The following is a 25,660-nucleotide window of genomic DNA, read 5'->3' on the forward strand; positions in this document are numbered from 1 at the left end:
AATACAATAAAAAACGGGGGGAAAATCATGAAGAAACCATTGCTTTGGCTAGCGATGCTAGTATTGGTTTTATCAACATTCCTTGCTGCGTGCAGCGGAGGAGACACGAAGAAGACATCAAATGATCCAAAAGAAAACGACAAGGACAACGCAGCAGAAGAAACAGGACCGCAAGATGGCGGCACATTGACTTACGCTTTAAGCTCTGAGTTCAAAGGCCTTTTGAACTGGAACTTCTACGATGCTGACGGAGACGATGACATCATCGCATTCTTCGACGATGCATTGATCGACTATGATGAGAACCTTAAGGCAGAGCCAAACATCGCTAGCTGGACTACCGATGATAACAAGGTTTTCACTTTCACATTTGAAAAAGGTGTAAAATGGCACAATGGCGAAGAACTTACAGTTCATGACTGGGTATTCGCTCTTGAAACAATCGCTACTCTTGGTGGAGAACACCAGCGCTGGTCTAACGTTAACACAATCGAAGGTGCAAAGGATTTCAACGAAGGAAAGGCTGACAAGATTGCTGGTCTTGAAGTAGTTGACGACTATACTTTGAAAATCACTTTTGACAAAGCTCGCGTAAACAACCTTGAAAACGTTTGGGCTTACCCGCTTTCACGCAAAGAATTCGAAGGAATCGATCCTAAAGACATGGCTGCTTCTGAGCAGGTTCGTACGAAGCCTGTAGGAACTGGTCCATTCAAAGTTGCAAAGGTTATCCCTGGTGAATCAGTAGAACTAGTTAAAAACGAAAACTACTGGAAAGGTGCGCCACACCTGGACAAGATCGTTGTTAAGGTTATCGACAGCTCTCTTACAACTGGAGAACTTAAGAATGGTTCACTTGATATGACTCCATTCCACCCAACAGTTCTTCCTGAAATCGAAGCTCTTGATAACGTTGAAGTTGTAAGATTCCCTGGCTTATCTTACTACTACATTGGCTTCAAGCTTGGTAAGTACGATGGCAAGAAAAACGTAATGGATAAAGACAAGTATGCAAGCAAAGAATTGCGTCAGGCTATGCTTTTCGCAATCAACCGTCAAGAGTGGGTAGACGCATTCTTCAGCGGATTAGGAAAGCCGTTAAACCGTCCGATCCCATCTTCACACTGGATTGCTGCAGACAACAAAGATATGCCGATCCAATATGAATATGATCCAGAAAAAGCAAAAGAAATCCTTGATAAAGCTGGTTATGTTGACAAAGACGGAGATGGATTCCGTGAAGATCCAAAAGGTGAGAAGTTCACTGTTAAGTTCTCTCACTATGCAACTGGAAACCCTACTTTCGAAGCACGTGCAAAAGCTATGACTCAGTACTGGGAAGCTGTTGGCCTGAAGTCTGAGCTTCAAATGACTGACGTTAACCTTTACTACGATCAGCTTGAAAAAGACGACCCAGCTCTAGAAGTATTCTACGGCGGATGGGGAACTGGCGCAGATCCAGATCCACTACCACTTTGGGGTATCGAGTCTGTATGGAACTACCCTCGTTGGGTAAATGATGAAGCTCAAAAGCTTCTGGAAGATGCTGTTGACCTTGAAGTAGTTGGAACTGACACTGAGAAGCGTGCACAGCTGTATGCTGACTGGCAGAAGATTTTCAACGAAGAAGTTCCATCACTTCCAATCCTTGAACTAGAAGAAGTTATGGCTGTTTCCAAGCGTGTTCAAGGCGTTAAGTTCGACGTTTCTGGTTCTAACTCACCTCATGAATGGTGGATCAAGCAATAATCATTAAGCCCCACCTATTCAGTTAAGGAGAATGCATATGCTTAAGTACAGTTTACGACGCATACTCGGAATGATACCTATGCTTTTCCTTATCTCCATTGTAGTGTTTTCCCTGGCGAAACTTATGCCAGGGGACTCACTTAGTGGGGAGATCGATCCGAACAACACGGATCCGGCATACATAGAAGAGATGCGCGAAAAGCTGGGATATAATGACCCGGTCCACATCCAGTATTTCACATGGATCACAAACTTCATGCAGGGAGATTTCGGGAAATCAACCCGTTATAAGATTCCGGCAAGTGAAATCATTGCAGAACGTTTGCCAAATACAATTTTCCTTGGTTTTTCTAGTATTTTAATCACTTATGTTTTAGCATTTATCATGGGTATTTATGCCGGCAGGAAGCCGTACACAATTGGCGACAACGCCATAGGTACCGCAAACTATATAGGATTGGCACTGCCTTCATTCGTTGCAGGTGTGTTCGCCATCTATTTCTTCTCGTTCAATTTAGGGTGGTTTCCTTCCAATGGATCGGTTGATATCTCGACAACAGAAGGTACAGCTGGCTACTGGTTAAGCAGAATTCATCATGTGTTCTTACCAGCACTTGTTTTAGGTTTATTGAGTACTGCAAGCTATACGCAATTCCTGCGTAATGACATTATAGAAAACAGCCGCAAGGATTTTGTAAGAACAGCAAGAGCAAAAGGTACACCAGAAAGCAAGATCTACAATCAGCACATCCTACGGAATTCAATCATTCCGCTTATTACATTCCTTGGATTCGATATCGTGGCATTGGTTGGCGGCGCAATCATCACCGAAACCATCTTCACATATCCGGGAATCGGTCAGTTATTCCTGAACTCAGTCAGTCAGCGGGACTATCCAGTTCTTATGACATTGACGATGATGTTCTCATTCCTGACACTGTTTGGCAACCTGGTTGCAGATATTCTTTATGGAATCGTTGATCCAAGGATCAGGCTTGATTAAGGAGGATGGCTATGGAAATTTCAACTGCAAAAAACACACAGATTAACCTGAAGCCAGAAAAGGGTCTCTCTCCTTGGGCCATCGCCCGCAGAAAGTTTATAAAAAATAAACTGGCGATGACAAGCTTGATCTTCTTGATCTTCGTAACCGTACTCTCTTTCCTGGCACCATATATCACTACAATTGACATTACAAAAATCAATATTGGTTCCATGTCCCTGAAGCCATCTGCGGAACACTGGCTTGGAACGGATAAAAACGGACGTGACGTATTCACAAGATTGCTCTATGGCGGCAGGGTGTCACTATTAGTTGGAATTAGCTGTACGCTATTCGTTATCTTGTTTGGTACAATTGTCGGATCAATCGCTGGTTACTTCGGCGGAATCGTTGACAGCATGCTGATGCGTTTCACTGACTTCGTACTGAACTTCCCATTCCTGGTCTTCGTAATCGTATTGGCTACCATTTTCCATGGTAAAATCAATGGTCTAGTCATCTTGATCTTGGTTATCAGCTTACTGAGCTGGGGCGGTGTTGCGAGGATTGTCCGAAGCAAGATTCTGGCTGAAAAAGAGAATGAATACATTCTGGCTGCCATTTCAATCGGCTGCTCACCATTCAAGGTAATCACGAAGCACCTGCTTCCCAACGTATTATCAACCATCATCGTACAAGCGACAATCCTGTTCGCTTCCATGATCGTTGCCGAAACAGGACTAAGCTTCTTAGGATTCGGTGTTCCATCAGAAATCCCAAGCTGGGGAAATATGCTGGCATTCGCAAATGAACCAGACGTACTACAAGGAAAGCCGTGGATCTGGATTCCACCAGCCCTTGCCATCACTCTTACAATCTTGTCAATCAACTTTGTAGGTGAAGGATTAAAGGACGCATTGAATCCAAGATCACGCCGTTAAAAAATCTACCATTAACAGGTAGATTTTTTATTTTGTCTATTTTTCTATTAGAGGGGTGAGGTCATAGACCCGCCCCTTTTTTGTGCCAGTAAAGGGAAGATTAAGGGAAATAAGGTGAGTGGAAGCAGCCTTCGTTTTTGTACTCGGGAACAGAAGGAAATCAGAAAATTGACGGAGAGTTATATGTTGTCCGTAAAGAAAATAATAATCACTAAGTGCGTGGATATGAGCAGTTTTAGAAGTTTTATGGCAGTTAGGGCAATACCAGGTGCCGTGGATTTTTCGCATGGGGATTGCCATACACTGAGGGCATTGGACTCCTTTTTTGATTTCATCCGGATGGATTGAATAGATATCAAATATATTTGGTTTGAAGGGAACGTGGAATTTGACCAATTGTTTTGCAATTCTTTTAATCTCTTTCATGTCAAAAGCGCCTTTAGGATAACGTTTCTCTAAATCAATTAATCTTGATAACAGAAGATCAGCATGAACAACGCGGAAATTGTGATGATGATGTGACCCTTTCGATTTTATAATTGTAGAAGAATTTGCAATGACCACAAGGTATTCGAATTGCAAAGGCGGGAGTTTATGTTCAGCGAGCCACTGAGACAATTGGCGAAAGTGTCTTTGTGCTTGGGTAAAGGGATTAGGGATACCTACTTCCTTTTCATTAAAGATCCGGATACACTGGCTGAATTCATGATCAAAGATAATTGTTCCTGCAATATTTTTGGAATCGATAATAAAGGAAAGATGAGGAGAAATCAGGAGGGTATCGATTTGAAAAAAAGTGGCCGCCTTGCTGTAAGCGCAGGTCATTGATTATAAGGTATTTATTTTCCGGCAGGAACGTTAATTGATAATCCAGTTCCTTTTCACCTCTTAATCCGGCCAGCTTTTTTCGGTGATCTTCTTCAATGATTGGCAGTATGGGGTGATTTTCACGGAGACGGCGCATTAGGGCCTCTTGGGCTTTCAGTTTATAAGGTACATCTCTGTCTTTGGAAAACAAAATCTCACTCCTTTAGATGGATTATTGAAGAAAATTCGTTGAAAAAGTATGATTTCCTATAGATAAATGTGGAGATCTTTTGACAAAGAAGGGTTATTCCTTAAAAAATGAATATATTCCTTAAGTAGACGATATATTCCTTAAACTGGTCAGATATTCATGAAAAACTGATTATATTCTAAAATGCCACAATTAAAGCAGTTACAGGTACTTTCCACCCCCATTCCTTCATATAAATGATAAAAATGGACAGGCCGGGGTGAGGGTAGTGTGTAGTAGAAGAAAATATATTGAAATGAGCCACTCTGATGATTTTTAGATTATTTGTGCTGACGATTGGTTTTGGACTGGCTGTTTCCGGAGGGGTCAGCACGATTGCTTACTTAAATTTGATTACGGCTGGCCACGGAGTTGATGAGTATCTGGCTTTTATCTCCAGGAGGGTGGAGTGCTACCTTCTGCCTGCGGGGATCGGGATTATCTGGATGAGCATTTATTGGCCCCACGATCATGATGCAAATTGATCTTCCTTTTAAGGAATAATTTTACTTAGTGCTGCCCATACTGATGGACAAACAGTTTCTTGAAGTGAGGGGTTATAAATCATGTTGTATCTTCATGATGTCTGGGTAAACTGGTTCGAAGGGGAAGAGAACGGCTATAATGTCTGTCATTTCCATGAATGGCGCAAAGATGATGGAGTGGAGCTCCTTGATCAGGTGCCGCTTCTGAAAATTGACCATCTGTTATTTAATTACATTGAAAATGATTTATCAGAGTTGCCTCAACAGCTTCTGGATGATATTTACCGCAAGGCATACTTGAGGAAAAACCATGAACGCACACAGCTGGATTACTGTTTCGTCGTATCGGATGGTACTGGAATACTGGCGGTCGATACGATCGGCTACAATATTCCGATCCGGAAGAGCCGACTAATCCCAAGACAGGAACAGCTGGTTTATGAAATGATTGAAAACCAGGATACAATCCATTACGGATTCAATGACCAAACCGCATTGAAGGATTTCCACATCCTGTCCCCATCTCCGGACTTGATGCGGGGGTTGACGAGAAAAGAAAGACAATTGAAGCAGCTGTTGTTCATGGCGATGGACCAGCTCAGCTCTTCGAAAAATGTGGCCGAAGTCCGCTATTGGTTCACGGAATGGAAGCCGGAGTTATATGAAGAAATCCAACAGCTTTCTTTTGAAGAGGTATGGGAGCAGCTTTATGAAGAAACGAAGTATGGCTGGTCGGGAAAACATGAAAAGTTTTGCGAAAACATCATAAAAGGACAATCCTTTTTCGAAAAGCTATGGGAAATGGAGCATGGTCCAAAAGTAAACTAGAGAGCTGAATCTGTATCAGCTCTTTTTCTTGTGGTTAAGGAAATTATAAAGTATTGAGTTATGGATCACTTCATGAAGATTTCCTAATCAAGCTCCAGAGCCTAGCCCTTCGAAGCGCATGCGTTTTTGTTTGCAATTGCACAAAAAAAGAGCCGGAATCATCCAGCTCTCGATTATATTTACTTGCGTTTGCGGCCAAGGCCCATCGCGTTCTCCATCTTCTTGATCATTTTGCCTGCTACGCGGTTGGCTTTTTCAGCACCTTGATCAAGAATAGCATCCAGTTCAGGTGAATCAATGAGTTCGAAGTACTTTTTCTGGATTGGCTCGATTACATCAATTACTACTTTAGCAAGGTCAGCTTTAAAATCGCCATAACCCTTTCCTTCATATTCTTTCTCAATATCTTCAACTGACTTGCCGGACAAAATGGAATAGATGGACAAGAGGTTGGAGATTCCCGGTTTGTTTTCTTTGTCATATTTCACGATGCCTTCTGAGTCTGTGACAGCACTCTTGATTTTCTTCTCAATTTGCTTGGGATCATCCAGCATGGAAATGAAAGCTTTATTGTTTGGATCGGATTTGCTCATTTTCTTCAATGGGTCCTGAAGGGACATGACCCTTGCACCAACCTTGGCGATCCGAACTTCCGGGATTGTAAAGATGTCATTGTATTTTTTGTTGAAGCGCTCAGCCAGATCTCTTGTCAGTTCAAGATGCTGCTTCTGGTCTTCTCCAACAGGTACAAGATCCGTTCCATACAGCAGGATATCCGCAGCCATCAAAGGAGGGTATGTTAAAAGCCCTGCTGATACCGCTTCTTTGCCCGTTGATTTATCCTTGAACTGTGTCATCCTTTCCAGTTCGCCGATATACGCGACACATTGCATCATCCATCCTGCCTGAGCGTGGGCAGGGACCTCCGACTGGATGAAAAGTGTAACTTTATCCGGATCGATTCCGGAAGCGATATACAGTGCCGCCAGGCTTTTAATGTTTTTGCGAAGCTCCAGGCGGTCCTGCGGGACAGTGATGGCATGCTGGTCGACGATGCAGAAGTAACAATTATATTCTTCCTGCAGTTCAGTAAATTGCTTCATGGCGCCGATATAGTTGCCAAGGGTGATCGTGCCGCTTGGCTGAATGCCTGAAAAAATGGTTTGCATATAAATTCCTCCTGATAAAAAAGTGTTCCTAGGGCTTGCAAAGCCAAAAGAATATAAAAAAAGACCATTCACCCCTACCTACGTAGGGACGAATGGTCCGTGTTGCCACCCTAATTACTCACGAATGAGTCACTCTGCCCATGCCAGTGAAGCATGGATTCCTTTAACGCAGGATTTACGCCTGAATCTACTTGGGTTCGAAACAGGAGCTCAGAAGTCCATTCCCAATGCCAGGCTGTTTGTTCCCACCAACCACAAACTCTCTGAAAGCCTAATGCAAAGGTACTACTCTTCATCATTGCTTTGTAACCATGGATTATTATTAAAAAGATTATAATCAAATCCTGGTCAATAAGCAAGGGACTCAGGCTGATTTTTACAAATAATAAATGTACAATGCTGCAAGCATCAGCAGGAAATCCAAGAGCCCGACAACGAGGAGGGGATTGGCATTGAAAGTGATCAGTTCAGACAAGGGTGTCATTTCTTCGAATGATTTCTTTTTCTCTTCCTTTCCGGCAAAAACTGTCCGGAAAGAATAGGACATTGTATCGAAGAAACCTGAATTAATGGTGAAGACCATCAGGGATGTGAACAGCAGGATGCTTGCAACGTAAAAAGAGATATTTATATAGTTGAGCAGTGACAATCCTCCGTAATTAACTAACGAAATGATAGTAACTAGTAACTGTGAGCCAAAAAATCCATAAAAAATTTTCCCAACTCTATTACGCATTTTATAATTTCTCCCTTATATTGTTATTTCATAAAAGTAATTCCGTGAATATTTCAGTTGAAAAACGCGAAATATTACAAAAGAAAAACCCTTATTTTTATGGTAAAAGGCTGATAAGTCACCATTATAACACATTTTATCAAGGAAAATTATTACTATTGTTTCAATGTTGTAAATTTTTATCGTAAAAATATTGAACATTTAATTTAATCTATGTATAATAGGGAATGTAAAAAGTTTTCAGAAAACAACAAAAAAGAGGGGGCATACCTTTGAAAAAGTCAAAATTTTCATTGCTTTTGATTCTGACTCTAGTATTCTCTCTTTTCCTGACTGCGTGCAGCGGCGGAAAAGACAATACTGAGGGAGAAAAGCCTGCTGACAAAGATGACGCAACAGGCGAAGAAGTAGCTAACGTACCACAGGAATTAAGAATGCTGGATTCTTCTGAAATCCCAACTATGGACACCGTACTTGCTGAAGGTTCTACAAGTTTCACTTACATAAACAACGTAGGTGAAGGTCTATACCGTCTTGACCAGGATCACAAGCCTGTTCCTGCACTTGCAGACGGAGCACCTGAAATCAGCGATGACCAGAAAGTTTACACTTTCAAACTTAAAGATTCTAAATGGTCTAACGGTGAGCCTGTAACTGCACACGACTTCGTGTTCGCATGGCGCCGTGCGATCGACCCTGCAACTGCTTCACCATATGGTCCTTACATGATGGGTGGCAAAATCAAGGGAGCAGCTGAAATCACAGAAGCTGGTGCTGCTAAGAAAGATTACAACCTTGAGGACCTTGGCGTTAAAGCGCTTGACGACAAGACTCTAGAAGTAACTCTTGAAAAGCCAGTAGTATACTGGGAAGACCTATTCGCATTCCCAACATTCTACCCACAGAACGAAAAGTTCGTAACTGAAAAAGGCGACGCGTTCGCTAGCAATGCTGAAAACTTACTTTACAACGGTCCATTCAAAATGGAAAAATGGGAAGGTACTGACGCAACTGAGTGGGTACTTGTGAAAAACCCTGAGTACCACAGTGCTGACGATGTAACTCTTGAGAAAATCACTGTTAACGTCGTTAAAGATTCAAACTCTGCTGTAAATGCATTTGAAGCTGGCGAAACAGACATGACTGGATTGCTTTCTTCTGACATCGTACCTTCATACGAAGGCGACGATCGTATGCTTAGATGGAATGACCCAGTAGTATTCTGGATCAAGATGAACCAAAAGAACGAAGCTCTTGCAAACGTTAATATCCGTAAAGCGATCGCTATGGGCTTCAATAAAGAAGACCTTGCTAATAGCATCCTTAACAATGGATCTGTAGCTGCAAACTACTTTGTACCAAAAGACTTCGTAACAGGCCCTAACGGAGAAGACTTCCGTGAAAAGCACGGCGACCTAATCGTTTTCAATGCTGAAGAAGCTAAGAAGCACTGGGAACAAGGTCTTAAGGAACTTGGTGTAGATAAGCTTGAAATCCGCTACCTTGGTGGAGACACTGAAGCAGCTAAGAAGACAGATGCTTACATCAAGAACCAATTAGAAACAAATCTTCCTGGTTTGACTGTCAAACTTGAAAGTGTTCCTTTCGCAGTACGTTTAGAGCGTGACAACGCTATGGATTACGATCTTCAATTCGCTGGATGGGGTCCTGACTACGGTAACGCATTGTCGTTCACTGACCTTTGGATCACTGATGGCGGAAGCAACAGAATGGGATATTCTAACAAGAAGTATGATGAGCTGATCAAAGCTGCTCAAGGCGAACTAGCTACTGACCCAGAAAAGAACTGGGAAGCACAGCAGGAAGCTGAAAGAATCATGCTTGAAGAAGATGCTGGTCTAGCTCCTGTATACCAGCGTGCAAATAACATCCTATTAAACCCAGCAGTAAAAGGTCTTGCGATCTATAACTACGGTCCTGACTATAGCTTCCAGTGGGTTAAGATCACTGAAGCTGAATAATAATAATAATTGAAGCAGTTTCTTATTTCAGAGTGTAATAATTCTGATGATAGAAAGAGAGTATATCTAGATATACTCTCTTTTTCCCTGTGCGGCATTTGTCGAACAATAGGGAAAATTGAAATAATACAGGAGGTGCACAGATATGGCAAAATACCTGTTAAAAAGGGTACTTTATATGTTTTTGACACTATTCATCATTGCGTCCCTAACATTCTTCCTAATGAAGATCATTCCAGGTACACCATTTGCTAGTGCAAATAAATTAGGTCCTGCTCAAATGGAAATCATGAAGGCAAAATATGGTCTGGATCAGCCTGTACCTGTGCAGTATGCCATATATATTGGCAATCTGCTGAAAGGTGACCTTGGAATTTCCTTCCAGTTCAACAACACACCAGTTACGGACTTGATGTTTAAGCGCCTTGGACCATCCATGCAGCTAGGAGCACAGGCCATGCTTTTGGGAACGATTGTCGGTATCTTGCTTGGTATATTCGCGGCTTTGAGGCAGAATACCTGGGTTGACTATAGTTCTACATTTGTTGCTGTTTTGGGTAAATCGATTCCGAACTTCGTATTTGCTGGTTTGCTTCAATATTTTGTTGGCGTTAAATTAGGCTGGTTCCCAGTTCTCTTCTGGCGTGGATTTGAATACACCATCCTGCCAACAATTGCTCTATCCATGTTGCCAATCGCCATTGCGGCACGTTTCATGAGAACTGAAATGATTGAAGTTCTAAGTTCTGACTATATCACATTGGCGAAAGCAAAAGGTGCAAGCTTCTTTGAAATCGCTTTTAAGCATGCCTTAAGAAATGCTTTAATTCCATTGGTTACTGTACTAGGACCGTTGGCGATTTCATTGATGACAGGTTCTCTTGTAATTGAGAAGATTTTTGCGATTCCGGGTCTAGGTGAACAGTTCGTAAAATCAATTACAGTTAATGATTACCCTGTTATCATGGGAACAACCATTCTTTTTGCTGCTTTATTCGTAGTTATCATCCTTGTTGTGGATATTCTCTATGGAATCATCGATCCACGCATCAGGCTGTCTGGAGGGAATAAGTAATGGCTGACTTTGAACCAAAAATTTCAAAAGATCGTTTTAGACCGGCTGAAATTGATGCGTCTAAAAGCGAGGAAATCAACAAGCCAAGCTTAACATTCTGGCAGGATGCTTGGATGCGTGTCCGTAAGAATAAAGGTGCGCTTTTCAGCTTAATAGTTATGGGAATTGTTGTGATACTTGCCCTGGTTGGACCACTGATCAGCGGAAAAGAGTTTGACAAGCAAAATGTTAGCCACAACAACTTGCCGCCAAAAATTCAGGGACTTGAACATATCAGCTGGCTTCCATTTGATGGAGTAAAGGTGAATAAAGCGGGCAAGGAAATTGATATGTATGAAGTGAAAAAGGTAGATGAATACTACTGGTTTGGTACCGATGCTCTCGGACGCGACCTCTTTACCCGTGTCTGGAAAGGTACACAGATTTCCTTGTATATCGCACTGTTGGCTGCGACGATTGATATGATCATCGGTGTTGCCTATGGATCGATTTCTGGATATTTCGGCGGACGACTGGATAATGTCATGCAGAGGATTACTGAAATTCTTGTTGGTATTCCTACGATGATTGTTGTAATTCTGATGATTCTGGTACTTGATCCTGGTATCATATCTATTACGATCGCATTGACGATCACTGGCTGGGTAGGTATGGCCCGTGTCGTACGTGCGCAAACACTTAAACTTAAGGAGCAGGAATTTGTCCTTGCCTCCAAAACTTTAGGTAACAGTGATGGAAAGATCATCTCAAAACACTTGTTGCCAAACCTTGCGGGTGTCATTATTATCAACACGATGTTCACGATTCCGAATGCGGTATTCTTCGAAGCGTTCTTGAGCTTTATCGGACTGGGACTTCAGGAGCCTTATGCATCACTTGGTACATTGATTGATGAAGGATTTAAAGTGCTGAGATTGCACCCACATGAGATGATAATTCCAGCTGTTGTCATCAGTATTATCATGATTACGTTCAATATGCTGGCAGACGGATTGCGCGATGCGCTTGATCCGAAAATGCGTGATTAAAGGGCAGGTGAATGTATTATGGAAAATATTCTAGAAGTTAAGGACTTAAATATCTCCTTCCATACATTTGCGGGCGAAGTGAAAGCGATCCGCGGTGTGAACTTTGAACTGAAAAAGGGTGAAACCCTTGCGATCGTGGGTGAGTCTGGTTCAGGTAAATCGGTAACAACCAAGGCCATCATGAAACTTCTGCCGCCAGGCAACTCTGAAATTAAGCAGGGTGAAATCTTGTTTGATGGTAAGGATTTAACAAAATTGACGGATAGACAAATGCAAAAGATCCGCGGAAAAGATATTTCGATGATTTTCCAGGATCCGATGACTTCATTGAACCCGACAATGACTGTAGGGAAACAAATCATGGAGCCGCTAATCAAGCATCAGGACATGAGTAAATCTGCTGCAAGAGAGCGTGCACTCCAGCTTCTTAAGCTTGTAGGAATTCCTAAACCTGAATTAAGGATAAAGCAATATCCGCACCAATTTTCTGGCGGTATGAGGCAAAGGGTTGTTATTGCGATTGCCCTAGCCTGCAATCCGAAGGTTTTGATTGCCGATGAGCCGACAACTGCTTTGGACGTAACGATTCAGGCACAGATTCTTGAGCTTATGAAGGATTTGCAGAATAAAATCGACACTTCGATTATTTTTATCACGCATGACCTTGGAGTCGTTGCGAACGTTGCTGACAGGGTAGCCGTTATGTATGGTGGTAAAATCGTGGAAATCGGTACTGTTGATGAAGTTTTCTACAACCCGCAACACCCTTACACTTGGGGATTGATCAGCTCAATGCCAAGTTTGGATGCAAAAGAAGAAGAACTGTATGCAATTCCAGGAACGCCGCCTAACTTGCTGAACCCTCCAAAGGGAGATGCATTTGCGCCGCGTAACGAATATGCAATGCAAATCGACTTAGAAGAACAGCCTCCGATGTTTAAAGTTTCCGACACTCATTACGCTGCTACATGGCTGTTGCATCCAGATGCTCCTAAAGTAGAACCACCGGCAGCTGTGAAGAGCAGAATGCGCAAATTCATGGGCGCGAAATAACTGTAGGAGGAGGACTGGCCTAATGGAAAATAGAGAAAAGCTTCTTGAAATAAAGAATCTTAAGCAGTACTTCAACATGGGTCAACCCAATGAAGTAAGAGCCATTGATGGAATCTCTTTTGATATTTTTAAAGGAGAGACACTTGGGCTTGTTGGTGAATCAGGCTGTGGTAAATCCACAACTGGCAGAACGATCATCAGGCTGTATGAAGCGACTGATGGAGAAGTCCTTTACAAAGGCGAAAATGTTCATGGCAAGAAAAATAAAAAAGATCTAAAGAAATTCAACAGAAGCATGCAGATGATTTTCCAGGATCCTTATGCATCCTTGAACCCAAGAATGAAGGTATCCGACGTCATTGCTGAAGGCATTGATATCCATGGTCTTGCTAAAAGCAATAAGGACAGAATGGAAATGGTGTATGAGCTGCTCGAAACCGTTGGATTAAACAGAGAACACGCCAACCGTTATCCGCATGAGTTCTCAGGCGGACAAAGACAGCGTATCGGTATTGCACGCGCACTTGCAGTGCAGCCCGAATTCATTATCGCAGACGAACCAATTTCAGCTCTTGATGTTTCGATTCAGGCACAGGTTGTCAACCTGATGAAGAAGCTTCAGCGTGAAAAAGGTTTAACATACTTGTTTATCGCACACGATCTATCAATGGTTAAATATATCAGTGACAGAATTGGTGTTATGTACTTCGGCAAGCTGGTAGAATTAGCTCCTGCTGAAGACCTTTACAACAACCCGCTGCATCCTTACACTCAGTCGCTTCTGTCTGCGATTCCGCTTCCAGACCCAGAATCTGAGCGTACACGCCGACGCAAGACATATGATCCGAACGTACATCAGTACGCAGACGGTGAAGAAGTGAAGATGCGCGAAGTTTCGCCAGGGCACTACGTGTATTGTTCTGAAAAAGAATTAAAGCAATACCAGCAGCAATATGTGAAATAAACTTAGACGATCTCTTCATTTGAGATCGTTCTTTTTTTGAAGTTACAAATGCAGGAAATATATGCCAAGTGAAAATATTAAACTATAATATCTAAAACTGTCGAAAGTGGGTAAAATAGACATATAGATAAATATACTATTTTTCGCTATCATGTATGAGTCATGGAAGTTTGAAGGGAGAGATGCATGTGCAATTGAAAAAAATCGCAGCAGCAGCACTATTGGCTGCCTCTTTTTCACAGGCTGGCGGCACCGCTTTTGCCGAACAGCAAACAGAACAGCTTCCTGTTAGGGAGCATCAATCATTGGTTAGGGATATTCCAGAGCAAATGCCTAGATTCAAATTCAGCTCAGGGTATGAATTCGAATATCCTGATGCCGTTAGAGGCATTTATGTGACCGGGAACTCTGCTGGCGGAGAGAAGTTTTCAAGCCTCACTAAGCTGGTGGATGAGACAGACCTGAATGCTATGGTTATTGACATCAAAGAAGATCATGGATACCTTACATACAAACCGGAAGAAAATTCTCCTTTTAGGGATATTGGCAAGCCTTATATCAAAGATATGAAAAAGCTGATGGATACCCTTCAGGAAAAACAAATTTACCCGATTGCAAGGGTAGTTGTGTTCAAGGATACAGAACTGGCCAATAAGAAGCCTGAGTGGTCTTTCAAGGATGGGGACAAGGTCTGGAAGAATGGAAGGGGAGAGTCGTTCGTAAATCCATTTGTCCAGGATGTATGGGATTATAATGTACAGATTGCGATTGAAGCGGCGAAAATGGGCTTCCAGGAAATCCAGTTTGATTATGTACGCTTCCCTGAGGGATTCGAAAAAAGGGATGCGACTCTTGAGTACTCCATTGGGGACTATAAAGATGTGGAAATGGATAATGTGCAAAAGCGTGTAAAAGCAGTAACTGATTTTGTAGCCTATGCACGCGAAAAACTGAGACCTTATGATGTAAAAGTGTCGGTAGACATTTTTGGTTATACAGCTACTTTGCCTGAGGCTCCGGGCATCGGCCAAAACTTTTCGAAGATTTCCGAAAATGTGGATGTCATTTCTTCCATGATTTATCCGAGCCATTGGACTTCTTATTTTGGGATCGCCAAGCCTGATACTGAACCGTATCGACTTGTTGAAGAATATGCAAAGCTCGAGAACCGAAAACTTTCTGAGTTGAAGACCCCTCCAGTCTCACGCCCGTGGCTTCAGGACTTCACTGCCTCATGGTTAGGAAAAGGAAATTACCTTGTATATGGAAAGAAAGAGGTTGAGGACCAGATCAGGGCACTGAAGGATCAGGGAATTGATGAATACCTGCTATGGAACGCAAGCAACCGATACACCCCGAATGTCGATTACACACCTTAGTAAAGAAAATGAAAAAGGCTGAAATGAACTCATTTCAGCCTTTTTCATATCATTAGATTATCTTTGGAATTATCGGTATAATAAATAATCGGAAACGGAATCTAGGATTTATGTCCGCCGCCAACGTTTTTCCAGCCGTGTTGCAATCGTGTTGACTGGTCGACGAATTCATTTCTTTTATTGCCGCTGAAGAATTTGTTTCCCACTCCATTGGTGATGACACCAATTGTAGCAGTGATTCCCACGATCAGCAAAGCAACGATGGTTAAATCCATTATGTAACCGCCCATGATAAACCTCCACCTTTTTTTTCACAATCTAAAGAATGCAGTTGTGATAAATATATTCATGATCCCCGTTCATCTTTATTTTAAAAGAATTGTTCGCGTATTAAAAGAACTTTATAAAGAAAAAATAATACTAGCATTTTGATCATGTATATATAAGAAAAGCTGGGTGCTTATCAGGATGGAATAAATGTAAAAAGGAGATAAGCAATGCATTGGTATGAAAAATTGAATCAGTATTTCCCAATTGAGGAAATGAAATCAAAAGAACATATGGAAACCCTGTTGAAGGAACGGCCAGAGATTTATCATAAAGATGAAGGTTCGGGCCATGTGCTTATGTACGTCGAAACAGATGACTTTGTCTTCATCGATTATCTATTTGTATCAAAGGAAACGAGAGGGCAGGGTTTAGGACACAAGCTCATAGAGATGCTGAAAGAAAAAGGAAAGCCCATCATTCTTGAAGTAGAGCCCATTAATTATGAGGATACCGATACAGAAAAACGGCTTAAGTTCTATAAACGCGAAGGCTTTGAACACGCGAGGACGATCGGTTACAGGAGAAGGTCGCTGGCCACAAAAGAAATCAATGAAATGGAAATCCTGTTTCGGGCCCCAAATCAGGAATCAGAAGAGCTTGTGTATGAGGCAATGAAAAAAACCTATAATTTAATCCACACATATAAGGACAAAACGTTCTACGGAGAGTCGTACCAGCCGGTTGATGAAGTCTTGACCATGGAAGACAAGCGGGACGACCTGCTCGAGGACTTATAAAAAACAGCGCAACCTGGTGTATCAACCATGGTTGCGTTTTCATTTTCATGCACTTAAATGAGAAATGATATTTTTTTAAAAAACAGTTTATTCTTCTCGAAGGCGGGTATAAATTATTAAATTATGAAAAATCAAGCGATACGGACACATGCAGCGAAAATTATACGAATATTTATATAGATAGGACTAGAAGGGCGATGAAAAATAATTAAATTTAATGAAACCTTTTTCTTTTTAGTTCGTTATATATATAGAAGAGAAAATTCTTACATAGTTACCCGGAATATTTTCTTGAAAGGGATACCTTTTATCCGATCCTTGGTGTATAATAATCAATAGGAATTATAAAATTAAACTTATTATTATTTAAGAAAATGACAGCTCATTTGCAGCAAATAATATATAAGTAAATCTAAGGGAGTGTGAATAACCAATGGTCACTTTATACACTTCACCAAGTTGTACCTCTTGCAGAAAAGCGAAATCATGGCTGGAAGAACATGAGATTCCATATCAGGAAAGGAATATCTTCTCTGAGCCTTTATCTATTGATGAAATAAAAGAAATCCTGCGCATGACCGAGGATGGGACGGATGAAATCATTTCAACACGTTCAAAGACATTCCAAAAGCTGGATGTGAATCTCGAAACCATGCCATTACAGGAATTATTCGAATTGATTAAAGAAAATCCGGGATTGCTGAGACGCCCGATTATCATTGATGAAAAGCGACTGCAGGTTGGGTACAATGAAGATGAAATCAGACGATTCCTGCCAAGAAAAGTACGTACATTCCAGCTGAGAGAAGCTCAAAGACTGGTCAACTAATACAAGGCTCCCTTATGGGGGCTTTTTGTTTTTGTTTACAAAAATCGATTATCCGAAAGCCCATTCCGAGCACGTGGCTTTCTGTTTATTTTAGTACGAAACATGTGAGCAAAGCATTTTTAAACGTGCTGCTAAATTGAATTCAGCATGGATTTCTGCTAAAATATAAAGAATACTTTTAATTGCTGTGTATATTAGCCTTTTCGAAAAATGGGTGTATATTTTGTTTCCAAATTGGCTTAATATAACATAAAATAAAAGTACAAGATCGTTATTCTATTTACCTTCCCTTTATAAAAACAAGGTGATTTAGGCTTATTTATTAAGGGTAAAAGATAAAGACCAACAGCTTTTTGGGGGTATATAGTCCCTTCAAATCTTTGCCTGGAAGGGAGAGAAAGCGAATGGAAATCGAACGTATTAATGAAAATACGGTTAAGTTTTATATTTCATATATGGACATAGAGGAGCGCGGCTTTGATCGGGAGGAAATCTGGTACAACCGCGATCGCAGTGAAGAACTGTTCTGGGAGATGATGGATGAAGTCCATGCAGAAGAAGAGTTTGCGGTGGAAGGCCCTTTATGGATCCAGGTTCAGGCGCTTGAAAAAGGCCTGGAAGTCTTGGTAACTAAGGCCCAGCTATCCAAGGATGGTCCTAAATTTGAATTGCCGTTGCCGAATGATAAACTGAAGGATCTGCCAGTCGATGAAAGAATCGAGGAACTGTTGGACCAGCAATTCAATGCGAAAGAGCTGGAGGATTTAGATCCAGTTTATGAGGACGATCTTGAATTCCTGTTATATTTCAAGGATTTCGAGGATATCATTGCCCTGTCAAAACGGCCGGGAGTAGATAAAATAAAGACGAGCTTGTACAGCTACTCTGACAAGTATTATCTTTACATTGAATTTCCTGAGCAGGATTTTGAGGACGAAGAAGAAATTGATAATATCCTAAGCGTGCTTCTCGAATATGGATTGGAATCGACGATTACCATTCACCGTCTCGATGAATATGGTAACAAGATTATCGGAGAAGATGTGTTTAGTGTCATAAGGAAGCATTTTTCCTGACTGCAGGCCGATTTCAGAGATGAAATCGGCTTTTTTGATATAATTTGTATGAATCCCTTTCTTAAATAGAATCGTATATATAACTAATGCTTTCCTTAACCTCATAATCCAGTGGCTGTGGAAAGAAATCAGAGAGAGAAACAGGTGATTTACCATGAAGAACACAGTGCGGATTCTAATGTTTGTCTTGCTGCTTGCTGGAATTTATTATTTTTTTTATGAAAAACTTGATGCAGTCTACCTTGGATATATCAGTATTTTTATGTCATTGACCGTCATTTTTATCAGTTTTGTCATCTTTCTTGAGAACCGCCATCCAGCCCAGACTTTGACCTGGATTGTTGTTCTCGGAGGATTTCCGGTTGTCGGTTTCATATTTTACTTGTTGTTTGGACGTAATCATCGCAAGGAAAAAATGTTTCGCCGAAAATATTTTCTCGATAAACAAACCTTTTCCAAAATTGAAGGGGATGCTGAGAGAGTAAATGAAGTCCGAATGCAGGAGATGGAAGAGGATCACCGTCGATTGTTCCATCTTGCCCAGCAGCTGGGTAATAGTCCGATATCGTTTGCTACAACATCAAAAGTTCTGACAAATGGTGATGAAACATTCTGCCATATCCTTGCCGAGTTGAAAAAGGCAACACACCATATCCACATGGAATATTATATCGTCCGTCATGATGAGATTGGGCAGGAAATCAAGAGCGTGCTGATCGAAAAAGCGAAGCAAGGGGTTATAGTACGTTTCCTTTATGATTCAGTTGGCTCATGGAAGCTTTCAAATGAGTATATTGGCGAATTGATCGATGCCGGAGTGGAAATGGTGGAATTTGGTCCCGTCAGACTTCCGTTTCTGAATAGCAAGTTCAACTTCCGGAATCATCGGAAAATCATCGTGATTGATGGGTCCGTCGGATTTGTCGGCGGATTGAATATCGGCGACGAGTACCTCGGCAGGGATGAAGGATTCGGCTTTTGGCGGGACACCCATCTGATGGCCAGGGGAGAAGCCGTCAGGAGCCTGCAGCTCATTTTTCTCCAGGATTGGTTTTACATGACTAACAACAGCTTGCTGACCACAGAGTACCTTTCTCCGGCACTGGAGGAAAATACACATGGCGGAGTCCAGATGATTGCTGGCGGCCCTGATAATGAATGGAGTGTCATAAAGAATATATTCTTTTCAATGATTTCTTCGGCAGATAGATCTGTATGGATCGCATCGCCCTACTTCATACCTGATGAAGATATTTTTACGGCAATAAAGGTGGCGGCCCTTAGCGGTCTCGATGTCAGGCTGCTCGTGCCGCATAAGCCGGATAAAAAAATTGTTTTCTATGCATCAAGATCGTATTTCCCTGAATTGCTGGAAGCAGGCGTTAAAATTTACGAATATGAAAAAGGCTTTATGCACAGCAAAATTGTCATTGTCGATGGCCAGCTTGCATCCATCGGCACCTCGAACATGGATATGAGGAGCTTTCACCTTAATTTCGAGGTCAATGCCTTTCTTTATAAAACATCCAGCACAGAGAAGCTTGTCGAAGAATTCGAAAAGGACCTGCTCGTATCAAAGCAAATTATGATGGACGACTTCAGCAAGCGCCATATTGGCTACAGACTGCTTGAATCAACCTCCAGGCTGCTGTCGCCGATGCTCTAACCCCGGATCATTTCCGGGTTTTTTTATATTCAAAAAGGGTTTTACCCAGGCAGCGGCGAAATCTTACTGATGAAAGGAGGCGCATTAAATGTGCTAGTAGCAAATCGAAGCAATGGAGAAAGATTATCTCTCGGTGCAAGCTGGACTAAAGAGGAATTAGTCAAAATCAGGTCGAATGACAAATTCCATTGTCCACAATGCAAAGAGGAGGTGATCCTCAAGCTGGGTTCCAGGAAAATCTGGCATTTTTCGCATCTGGCAGGAAGCAGCTGTGAATCTCGTTATGACAGGGAGTCAGAATACCACTTATCCGGGAAGCTGCAGTTATACAACTGGCTGATTCATCAGGGCATTAACGCTGAGCTCGAGAAGTATGATGAGCAAATCAGGCAAAAACCTGATATCACCTTTGAATGGCAGAATCAGAAATATGCGCTTGAATTCCAATGCTCTGTTATTCCGGAAGAACTGTTTGTAAAAAGGAATTCAGCCTACCTTGAAAACGATTACATTCCAGTTTGGATTGCTGCCGAAAGCTTAATCAAACGGAAAGGAAGTTTCACCGTTTCAATGAATCAATTCCTATATTTATTTCTGCGTCAGCCGGAACGAACCTGGAGTCTTCCAGCATATTGTCCGATTACAAAACAGTTCGTTGTGCTTCATGGAGCCATTCCGCTTTCCTCAAGAAAAACACTAACCAATTTGCAAATCCATCCACTTTCAACCTGCTCTATCAACCAACTAATAAATCCTGTCGCCAAACCATTTCCTATGCTGAAAAGCTGGCAAACTGAAAATCAAAAAATCAAATCCCGTTACCTGATGTATCCGGGAGCGCAGAATAACCGCTTCCTTCAAGACCTTTACCTTAACCGATTAAATCTTCTGACTCTCCCTCCTGAAATTGGTCTCCCTGTATACTCCAGCCCTTTCATCGAAACCCCATCATTTATTTGGCAGGCGTATCTTTACCTGGATGTATTACGTCATTATAAGGCAGGCGAAGTGATTCACTATCCCACTATCCGGGAAGCGTTCAATAAGCGGTTAAGAACAGGGGATATTCTGCTCAGGAATCTGCCTGCTTCAGGGGAGAGAACATATTTGTATGCTTTAGCTGAATACATTTTCCTTTTAACGAAGGTGACGTTTTTGACAAAGATCGATTCAGGTACTGTAAAGGTAAAGAGGGAGCTCTGTTTACATGGAAATTATCAGGATGCTGTAGAATCAGCGGCAGAATTTTTTAAGAGATTCCAAAATAAAATTGAAGAAGACTTTTTTCAGAGACATGAAAAGATTGTTCAAAGCGTAAAATAAGGAAGTTAAGAATGGGGTATATAAAAAGTGAAAAACTTTAAAAAGTAGAAGGAAATCTGTACCCCATAGCGAATTATGATACTAGAAAAGTTTTTCGAATTTCGAAATGTCGTAAGGAGGATCAATATGTCGAATGAAACTGCTGTAAAGAAATTGCCAGCAAGAGACGAGGTCGCCGCCGAGCATACGTGGAGACTTGAGGATATTTTCGCAAATGATGAAGCATGGGAAAAAGAATTCGATGATGTAAAGGCACTTATTCCTTCCGTTCAGGAATACCAGGACAAGCTGGGCGAAAGTGCTGACCAGCTGTACAATGCGCTTCAACTGCAGGACCAATTGCTTGAGCGCCTTGGCAGACTCTATACATATGCGCATATGCGCTATGATCAGGATACGACGAATTCTTTCTATCAGGGACTGGATGACCGCATTAAGAACCTTTATTCCCAGGCGGGAAGCAGCCTTGCGTTCATCGTTCCGGAAATCCTTGCTGTTGAGGAAGAGAAAATCAAAGGGTTTTTAGCGGAAAAAGAAGAACTGAAGCTCTATGAACATGCGTTGGAAGAAATCAACCTCCAGCGTCCGCATGTCCTGTCAGCTGAGCAAGAGGCACTTCTTGCTGAAGCAGGCGAGGTGATGAGTTCACCATCCAATACATTTGGAATGCTGAACAATGCGGATCTCGAGTTCCCGTCCATTAAGGATGAAAATGGCGAAGAGGTCGAAATCACTCACGGGCGCTATATCCGCTTCCTTGAAAGTGAAGACCGCAGAGTGCGCGAGGATGCATTCAAAGCTGTATACAAAACGTATGGCAGCTTCAAGAATACATTCTCCAGCACATTGAGTGGCAATATCAAAAAAGATAATTTTAACGCAAGAGTACGTAAGTATGATTCAGCAAGACATGCTGCACTTTCTGCGAACAACATTCCTGAAAGTGTATACGAAAACCTTGTGAACACGGTGAATGACAATCTTCATCTTCTTCACAAGTATGTCAAGCTGCGCCGCAAGGTCCTTGGCCTAGAAAAGCTTCATATGTATGACCTGTATACGCCGCTTGTGAAGAATGCTAAGATGGAAATTCCGTATGAAGAAGCGAAAGAGTATGTTCTAAAAGGATTGGAGCCTCTGGGTGAGGAATACAACAGCATCTTGAAGGAAGGCTTTGAAAATCGCTGGGTTGATGTTTATGAAAACAAAGGAAAACGCAGCGGGGCCTATTCATCGGGAGCGTATGGCACAAACCCGTATATCCTGATGAACTGGCAGGACAATGTGAATAACTTGTTCACGCTGGCCCATGAATTCGGCCATTCTCTGCACAGCTATTACACAAGGAAGACACAGCCATATCCATATGGCAGCTACTCGATTTTCGTGGCTGAAGTGGCGTCAACCTGCAATGAAGCATTGTTGAATGATTATATGCTGAAGACGATCGATGATGAGCAGAAGCGCCTGTATCTGCTGAATCATTACCTCGAAGGGTTCAGAGGAACAGTGTTCAGGCAGACGATGTTTGCTGAATTTGAACACATGATCCACCAGAAAGCGCAGAACAATGAAGCATTGACAGCCGATTCACTTACAAAAGATTACTATGAGCTGAACAAAAAATACTTTGGCGAAGAAGACATCGTGATTGATGAGGAAATCGGTCTTGAGTGGTCAAGAATCCCGCATTTCTATTACAACTACTATGTTTATCAGTATGCGACTGGGTTCAGCGCCGCAACTGCATTGAGCAAGCAGATCCTCGAAGAAGGACAGCCGGCGGTCGAGCGTTATATCGAGTTCCTGAAATCAGGAAGCTCGGATTATCCAATCGAAGTCCTGAAAAAAGCTGGAGTCGATATGACAAGCTCTAAACCAATTGAAGAAGCATTGAAGGTTTTTGAAGAAAAGCTGAACGAGATGGAAGCATTGCTTTCATAATCAATAGGAAACCGGCCGCATGTAATCATGCGGCCGGTTTTTTCAGGTGAGAATATAATTCCGGCTTCATCACATCGAAATGTTGAGGGATTAGGCAGGAATTAGTGAAGCAGCTAGGAAAACGCAGGCGAAAAGGCTGCGGTTTAGTTCGAAAGTGGGTAGAGTTTTAGTAAAAAAGCTGGGATTCACTCTGAGAATGGGTGGAGACACTTCAGAAAAGCGTCGTTTTTGGTTATAACTGTTGCTATTAAAACGATATTTTTGGTTTTCACTACGAAATTTTCGGTTTTCACTACGGAATTTCCGATTTTCACTACTTTTTCCATTAATAGGTAAAACCAAAGGATCAATCAAAGTGTAAGAACTACCTATACTCAACTAAAACCCTTTAAACTTTTTCCGGTTATTTAAGTATAGTACTAAAATAAATAATGATAAAAACAGGATCGGGGAGGTCACATATAATGGGACGAGGTGCATCAAGCCACCAATGTGAAAGATGAATGAAAAAAGTATGAACAGTCCTATAAGGAAGAGCCCTAATTTATCCATTTCGATCACCCCGAAAGATAGCATTGTAGTTAAGTATATGCTGTTGTCCTCTTGAACATGATTGGTATTTGACAATATTGTGAAATAACACACAAGTCTATTGTGATAGGGGGAAGGGTTATGGTATATTTATCTCGTGAAGTTGATCACAAGCAAACATTTACCCCTTTGTTTGACCGTGAAAAATTTCTCCCATCCCCTTTGTTCGTATAATAGAGAAAAGGCCTGGCAGTTGGAGAGCTGCGAGGCCTTTTTCCGTATGTAAGGCTATAATCGTAAACTTTGTTGCTTTCTGTATACAGATTGATTTCCGAAAAAAATAACCGTGCATCGGCACGGTCATCCTCCAATAAATCTCCAGAACATCCCATATTTTGCTGGAACCTGTTCAACCTTTTGCTTAAGCATTAGCTTTTTCAGTTCCTTTTCAGCCTGGGCTACACTGATATCGTAGACGACTGAGACTTCCTTGGATGCCACCATTTTGTATTGTTTAAGGAAGTTTTCCAGGCCTGGCGGCTGGGTTGGCTCTGGCTTTTCCTGGAGCATTTCCTCAAGGATCTGAACATAAACTTCATAGGGATATAAACCAGTGATCTTGATGCCTTCTTCTTCAACATTCGAATTAAAGAAAACTAAAGTAGGGATTTCCTGAACATCCATTTCGTTCGTTATTTTCAAATCACATTGAAAGGCTTTGGCAGCTGTTTCGGAGTGAATATCGGTCACGAACTCTTCTACATCCAACCCAACACTTCTTGCACAGCCTTTCAATACATCAAAGTTAGAGACATTCTGTTTCTCAAGGAACAACACTTCCTGCAGCTTTCGCAGGAACCTGATTCCTTTTTTCTTTCCCTGCAGCTCCGCTGATTTGATGGCAATGGAGGCCAAATATGGTGAAGAAACAGGATTTTCGAACCAAAGGGAGCCATCACAGGACATCCCTGTTCTGCTTGCAGTTTTTTCCCATAGCTCGGCGATCGTTTCATAGCGTTTTTTTCTGCCCATATTCAGGGTGGCAAGCCTTCCGCTCAGGACGTGCCGGATGGAGAAATATTTGCCATATTCGATATGAAGCTTTTTGAGAATTGGCTCAAGTGCCCAGCACTCTGGGCAGAGGGGGTCGACAAACATATAGATTTCAATTGGCTTTTTATCCATGCCATGACAAAACTCGGCTGGATCGTAGCTCAGCAAGTTTTCACGTTTTAGTTTCATGTGCTCTCACCAGTTTCATCATCTGGTGTATTGATCATATGCTGGGCGGTAAGATATAGCCTTGCGAAAAAATCCTCCCTGACAGGCCCTTCCAAACCCACTTCATCCATAGCCTCGGCCATGCAGGCGAGCCATGCGTTTGCTCGTTTTGGCGTGACGGCGAAAGGCAGGTGTCGTGCGCGCAGCATGGGGTGGCCGTGTTCACTCGTATATAAGGGAGGCCCTCCTAAGTACTGTGTCAAAAACTGCTTTTGCTTACGGGCAGTTTCCGTTAAATCATCCGGGAATATAGGAGCAAGATCAGGATGCATTCCAACTCGGCTGTAAAAAGCATCGACCAGCCGGTGAAGTGTCCCTTCGCCAATGGCTTCGAATGGTAGGGTCTTATTCTCAACCATATTGAAAACTCCTTTAAAAAGTAAATTTTGAAATTTCATTCTGCTTCGATAGTTATGCTATTTATTGTAGCAATGCTAAATTTATATCTCAAACAAATAGGCTTGTAAAACGGATGGACCGCCTGTATTTTTTAGGATTGCCTTACTAATGTACAC

General features: G+C 41.9%; 23 protein-coding genes and 1 other annotated feature. Of the genes, 17 read left to right on the plus strand and 6 right to left on the minus strand.

Annotation, left to right across the window (positions count from 1 at the left end; genetic code table 11):
- The first annotated feature begins 27 nt into the window (after nucleotides 1–27).
- From opp4A to opp4C, 3 genes are read left to right on the plus strand one after another with little or no spacing between them, the layout of a single operon-like run.
- On the plus strand, nucleotides 28–1,749 hold the full coding sequence (gene opp4A / locus EJA10_RS01770; RefSeq protein WP_246017640.1) for an oligopeptide ABC transporter substrate-binding protein: 1,722 nt from the start codon (nucleotides 28–30) through the stop codon (nucleotides 1,747–1,749).
- Nucleotides 1,750–1,786: 37 nt separating this feature from the next.
- Nucleotides 1,787–2,752, plus strand: a complete 966-nt coding sequence (opp4B, locus tag EJA10_RS01775; protein WP_125478271.1) for an oligopeptide ABC transporter permease — start codon at nucleotides 1,787–1,789, stop codon at nucleotides 2,750–2,752.
- A gap of 11 nt (nucleotides 2,753–2,763) precedes the next feature.
- Nucleotides 2,764–3,672, plus strand: coding sequence for an oligopeptide ABC transporter permease (opp4C, locus tag EJA10_RS01780; RefSeq protein ID WP_125478272.1), 909 nt, complete (start codon nucleotides 2,764–2,766; stop codon nucleotides 3,670–3,672).
- Between the two features lie 36 nt (nucleotides 3,673–3,708).
- Here the strand turns inward: opp4C and EJA10_RS01785 are convergent, their stop codons facing one another.
- Nucleotides 3,709–4,497, minus strand: coding sequence for a nuclease-related domain-containing protein (locus tag EJA10_RS01785; RefSeq protein ID WP_125478273.1), 789 nt, complete (start codon nucleotides 4,495–4,497; stop codon nucleotides 3,709–3,711).
- Nucleotides 4,498–4,998: 501 nt separating this feature from the next.
- On the opposite strand from EJA10_RS01785, the gene EJA10_RS01790 reads away from it, so the two are divergent.
- Entirely contained in the window at nucleotides 4,999–5,214 is a 216-nt protein-coding gene (locus EJA10_RS01790; protein ID WP_211340515.1) for a YuzI family membrane protein, read from the plus strand.
- Between the two features lie 81 nt (nucleotides 5,215–5,295).
- On the plus strand, nucleotides 5,296–6,042 hold the full coding sequence (locus EJA10_RS01795; protein ID WP_125478274.1) for a YjbA family protein: 747 nt from the start codon (nucleotides 5,296–5,298) through the stop codon (nucleotides 6,040–6,042).
- Nucleotides 6,043–6,221: 179 nt separating this feature from the next.
- On the opposite strand, the gene trpS is transcribed toward EJA10_RS01795, so the two are convergent.
- Both trpS and EJA10_RS01805 read right to left on the minus strand, forming a co-directional pair.
- Nucleotides 6,222–7,211, minus strand: coding sequence for a tryptophan--tRNA ligase (gene trpS / locus EJA10_RS01800; protein ID WP_125478275.1), 990 nt, complete (start codon nucleotides 7,209–7,211; stop codon nucleotides 6,222–6,224).
- 81 nt (nucleotides 7,212–7,292) lie between these two features.
- Nucleotides 7,293–7,519: a binding site (T-box leader), on the minus strand.
- A 68-nt stretch (nucleotides 7,520–7,587) separates the two neighbouring features.
- Nucleotides 7,588–7,947, minus strand: a complete 360-nt coding sequence (locus tag EJA10_RS01805) for a DUF3899 domain-containing protein (protein WP_125478276.1) — start codon at nucleotides 7,945–7,947, stop codon at nucleotides 7,588–7,590.
- A gap of 272 nt (nucleotides 7,948–8,219) precedes the next feature.
- Here EJA10_RS01805 and EJA10_RS01810 point away from each other — a divergent pair, with 272 nt between their 5' ends.
- From EJA10_RS01810 to EJA10_RS01835, 6 genes are all read left to right on the plus strand, one after another.
- A complete protein-coding gene (locus EJA10_RS01810) occupies nucleotides 8,220–9,929 on the plus strand; it encodes a peptide ABC transporter substrate-binding protein (protein WP_125478277.1) in 1,710 nt (569 codons plus the stop codon).
- Nucleotides 9,930–10,074: 145 nt separating this feature from the next.
- A complete protein-coding gene (opp3b, locus tag EJA10_RS01815; protein WP_125478278.1) occupies nucleotides 10,075–11,004 on the plus strand; it encodes an oligopeptide ABC transporter permease in 930 nt (309 codons plus the stop codon).
- Entirely contained in the window at nucleotides 11,004–12,032 is a 1,029-nt protein-coding gene (gene opp3C, locus EJA10_RS01820) for an oligopeptide ABC transporter permease (RefSeq protein ID WP_125478279.1), read from the plus strand. Before opp3b ends, opp3C begins: the two co-directional genes overlap by 1 nt.
- A gap of 18 nt (nucleotides 12,033–12,050) precedes the next feature.
- A complete protein-coding gene (locus tag EJA10_RS01825; protein WP_125478280.1) occupies nucleotides 12,051–13,085 on the plus strand; it encodes an ABC transporter ATP-binding protein in 1,035 nt (344 codons plus the stop codon).
- A gap of 22 nt (nucleotides 13,086–13,107) precedes the next feature.
- Complete coding sequence (locus EJA10_RS01830) at nucleotides 13,108–14,049, plus strand: ABC transporter ATP-binding protein (protein ID WP_125478281.1); 942 nt, start codon at nucleotides 13,108–13,110, stop codon at nucleotides 14,047–14,049.
- A gap of 194 nt (nucleotides 14,050–14,243) precedes the next feature.
- Complete coding sequence (locus EJA10_RS01835; RefSeq protein WP_125478364.1) at nucleotides 14,244–15,428, plus strand: putative glycoside hydrolase; 1,185 nt, start codon at nucleotides 14,244–14,246, stop codon at nucleotides 15,426–15,428.
- 101 nt (nucleotides 15,429–15,529) lie between these two features.
- Here EJA10_RS01835 and EJA10_RS01840 read toward each other — a convergent pair whose 3' ends face one another.
- Entirely contained in the window at nucleotides 15,530–15,718 is a 189-nt protein-coding gene (locus tag EJA10_RS01840) for a hypothetical protein (RefSeq protein WP_125478282.1), read from the minus strand.
- A 207-nt stretch (nucleotides 15,719–15,925) separates the two neighbouring features.
- On the opposite strand from EJA10_RS01840, the gene EJA10_RS01845 reads away from it, so the two are divergent.
- The 6 genes from EJA10_RS01845 (at nucleotide 15,926) to pepF (ending at nucleotide 23,333) form a co-directional block, all read left to right on the plus strand.
- Nucleotides 15,926–16,495, plus strand: coding sequence for a GNAT family N-acetyltransferase (locus tag EJA10_RS01845; RefSeq protein ID WP_125478283.1), 570 nt, complete (start codon nucleotides 15,926–15,928; stop codon nucleotides 16,493–16,495).
- A gap of 433 nt (nucleotides 16,496–16,928) precedes the next feature.
- A complete protein-coding gene (spxA, locus tag EJA10_RS01850; protein ID WP_125478284.1) occupies nucleotides 16,929–17,324 on the plus strand; it encodes a transcriptional regulator SpxA in 396 nt (131 codons plus the stop codon).
- Between the two features lie 404 nt (nucleotides 17,325–17,728).
- Nucleotides 17,729–18,400, plus strand: a complete 672-nt coding sequence (gene mecA / locus EJA10_RS01855) for an adaptor protein MecA (protein WP_125478285.1) — start codon at nucleotides 17,729–17,731, stop codon at nucleotides 18,398–18,400.
- A gap of 154 nt (nucleotides 18,401–18,554) precedes the next feature.
- Nucleotides 18,555–20,066, plus strand: a complete 1,512-nt coding sequence (gene cls / locus EJA10_RS01860) for a cardiolipin synthase (protein ID WP_125478286.1) — start codon at nucleotides 18,555–18,557, stop codon at nucleotides 20,064–20,066.
- Nucleotides 20,067–20,156: 90 nt separating this feature from the next.
- Nucleotides 20,157–21,389, plus strand: a complete 1,233-nt coding sequence (locus EJA10_RS01865) for a competence protein CoiA (protein WP_170169029.1) — start codon at nucleotides 20,157–20,159, stop codon at nucleotides 21,387–21,389.
- A gap of 126 nt (nucleotides 21,390–21,515) precedes the next feature.
- Nucleotides 21,516–23,333, plus strand: coding sequence for an oligoendopeptidase F (gene pepF, locus EJA10_RS01870; RefSeq protein ID WP_125478288.1), 1,818 nt, complete (start codon nucleotides 21,516–21,518; stop codon nucleotides 23,331–23,333).
- A gap of 891 nt (nucleotides 23,334–24,224) precedes the next feature.
- On the opposite strand, the gene EJA10_RS01875 is transcribed toward pepF, so the two are convergent.
- Both EJA10_RS01875 and EJA10_RS01880 read right to left on the minus strand, forming a co-directional pair.
- The gene (locus EJA10_RS01875; RefSeq protein ID WP_125478289.1) at nucleotides 24,225–25,106 is read right to left on the minus strand and encodes a ClpXP adapter SpxH family protein; all 882 of its coding nucleotides are present in this window, start codon (nucleotides 25,104–25,106) and stop codon (nucleotides 24,225–24,227) included.
- Nucleotides 25,103–25,504 (minus strand): globin domain-containing protein, encoded by a 402-nt coding sequence (locus EJA10_RS01880; RefSeq protein ID WP_125478290.1) that lies wholly within the window; start codon nucleotides 25,502–25,504, stop codon nucleotides 25,103–25,105. Before EJA10_RS01880 ends, EJA10_RS01875 begins: the two co-directional genes overlap by 4 nt.
- Nucleotides 25,505–25,660 lie beyond the last annotated feature (156 nt).

This window comes from Mesobacillus subterraneus, assembly GCF_003937825.1.
Taxonomy (GTDB): Bacteria; Bacillota; Bacilli; order Bacillales; family Cytobacillaceae; genus Mesobacillus; species Mesobacillus subterraneus.